Origin of the sequence: Bellilinea sp., assembly GCF_034432615.1 — a bacterium.
In the GTDB taxonomy this organism is placed as follows: domain Bacteria; phylum Chloroflexota; class Anaerolineae; order Anaerolineales; family Anaerolineaceae; genus Bellilinea.
This window is the reverse complement of sequence record NZ_DAOUBL010000267.1, coordinates 1-2,500: the sequence shown is the minus strand read 5'-3', so window position 1 is coordinate 2,500 and position 2,500 is coordinate 1. Positions and strand designations below refer to the sequence as shown.

Sequence of the window (2,500 nt, the reverse complement as noted above, 5' to 3'; positions counted from 1 at the left end):
AAGTGAGTTGAGCCTTGCTGCCGAGAAAAGCTTCTAAACGTTGAATCTTGAGCGCCCGTACCGCAAACCGACACTGGTAGACGGGTAGAATATACCAAGGCGAACGGGAGAACCCTCGTTAAGGAACTAGGCAAATTAGCCCCGTAACTTCGGGAGAAGGGGTGCCTTTCGACGTGAATGAATAATGAGCGTTGAGAGGTCGCAGTGAAAGGGTCCTAGTGACTGGTTACCAAAACCACAGGTCTCTGCAAAGCCGAAAGGCGATGTATAGGGGCTGACGCCTGCCCAGTGCCGGAAGGTTAAGGGGAGGGGTTAGCGCAAGCGAAGCTCTGAACCGAAGCCCCGGTGAACGGCGGCCGTAACTATAGAATGACCTGTAGTTATAAAATCTGGCTATATGCTGGAAAATCCGGTGTATCCGCAGCTACTCGGTTTGCATTTGGCAAATGAGTGACAATGCTGGCGGTGCGGACAATCAGCAGGAAAGGCTTCAGGGATGCTGGACGTCAAGAAAGTACCCTCCGAGATCGGCTATTACCTGGCGGGATTTGCAGACGGGGAAGGAAGTTTTAATGTCAGCTTCCGACCTCGAAAAGATTACCGCCAACCATGGAAAGTGTCACTGTGTTTCAATATTTCGCAGAAAGACAAGGTTATCCTTGCTCTTTTCAAGAGGTATCTGCAATGCGGGACACTGCGCAGCCGAAAAGATGGAGTCTGGTACTACGAAGTCAATAATCTCAATGCCATCGTGGAAAACGTCATTCCGTTTTTTGAGCGATTTCACTTTCTTTCGGCAAAGAAAAAGCGAGACTTTGCCAAGTTTGTAAAAATTGCCGCTCTGATGAGAGACGGGCAGCATTTGAAACGAGATGGTGTTGAGCAGATTTTGCAAATCCGCACAACAATGAACGATGGCGGAAAGCGGCGTTACAGCGACGCTGAAATTCTGAGAAGATTTCAGACTGAAGAATCCTCAGAGACTATACGCCAGACCTCTCAAAGCAGAGGATGATATAGTCCGGACTGCCTGGCGACAGGCAGAGTGGGTATTCAACCCCACCCCCTCTAAAGGGTGTAACAAATCGAACGGTCCTAAGGTTCTTGACGCGAGCCTTAGTAAAACCGAACTATATGCGGGAAACTCCTCATACAGCCACGCGGTACTCGTCTGAACATGGTTCGGGCAGTAAAAATCCGCTGGACACGGGGACAATCCGCAGGAAAGACTTCCAGAAAGGAAAACTTGAATGGAAGAATCCTCAGAGACTTTACGTTCGGTCTCGCAATCGAGACTGGAAGCACAGTGGGTGGTTGGTTTCGTTGATGGCGAGGGATGTTTTTATGTGGGTATCAATCCCCATCCGCAAATGAGCACCGGTTTTCAGGTATTGCCTGAATTTACGGTCGTACAGCACGAACGAGATATTCAGTTGTTGTATGCGCTCAAACAATTTTTTGGGTGTGGGGTGGTGCGCCGCAATCACGGAGATCGGATGGCTTTTCGGGTGCGAAATATCCAGCATCTGCGGGAACGGATCATCCCGTTCTTTGAAAAGCATCCGCTCAAATCCAAAAAACGGGTGGATTTTATGAAGTTCCGTAAAATCCTGATGTTGATGGAGCGTGGGGAACATCTCAAACCGGAAGGAATCGAACAGATTCGCGAAATTGCTTCCAAAATGAACACTCAGCGAGAAAGATAAAGTCCGGCTCCTCTGGAAACAGAGTGAGGTCAACCGAGCGAAATTCCTTGTCGGGTAAGTTCCGACCCGCACGAACGGCGTAACAACTAGGACACTGTCTCAACGAGGGACCCGGCGAAATTGAAATGGCTGTGAAGATGCGGCCTACCCGCAGCAGGACAAAAAGACCCCGTGGAGCTTTACTGCATCCTGGCATTGAGTTTGGGCATCGTCTGTGTAGGATAGGTGGGAGTCTGAGAAACTGGGGCGCCAGCCTCGGTGGAGACGTCAGTGAAATACCACCCTGATGATGTTTAGACCCTAACCCCACACCGTGATCCGGGTGGGGGACCGTGCCAGGTGGGCAGTTTGACTGGGGTGGTCGCCTCCTAAAAGGTAACGGAGGCGCCCAAAGGTTCCCTCAGGGTGAATGGAAACCACCCAAAGAGTGTAAAGGCATAAGGGAGCTTGACTGCAAGACCAACGCGTCGAGCAGAGTCGAAAGACGGGCTTAGTGATCCCACGGTACTGAGTGGAAGGGCCGTGGCTTACCGGATAAAAGCTACCCCGGGGATAACAGGCTGGTGAAGTCCAAGAGTTCACATCGACGACTTCGCTCGGCACCTCGATGTCGGCTCATCGCATCCTGGGGCTGGACAAGGTCCCAAGGGTCGGGCTGTTCGCCCGTTAAAGCGGTACGCGAGCTGGGTTCAGACCGTCGTGAGACAGGTCGGTCTTTATCTGCTGTCAGCGTTTGGAAGCTTGAGGGGAGCTGGTCCTAGTACGAGAGGACCGGACTGGGGTAGCCTCTGGTC

Annotated in this window: 1 rRNA gene (cut by a window edge); it reads left to right on the top strand. The window is 51.6% G+C overall.

Features of this window, described 5'->3' with window-relative positions:
• A 23S ribosomal RNA gene (locus tag VAE48_RS11825) occupies window positions 1–2,500 on the top strand; its annotated part reaches 1,339 nt to the left of the window's first position; the annotation flags it as partial.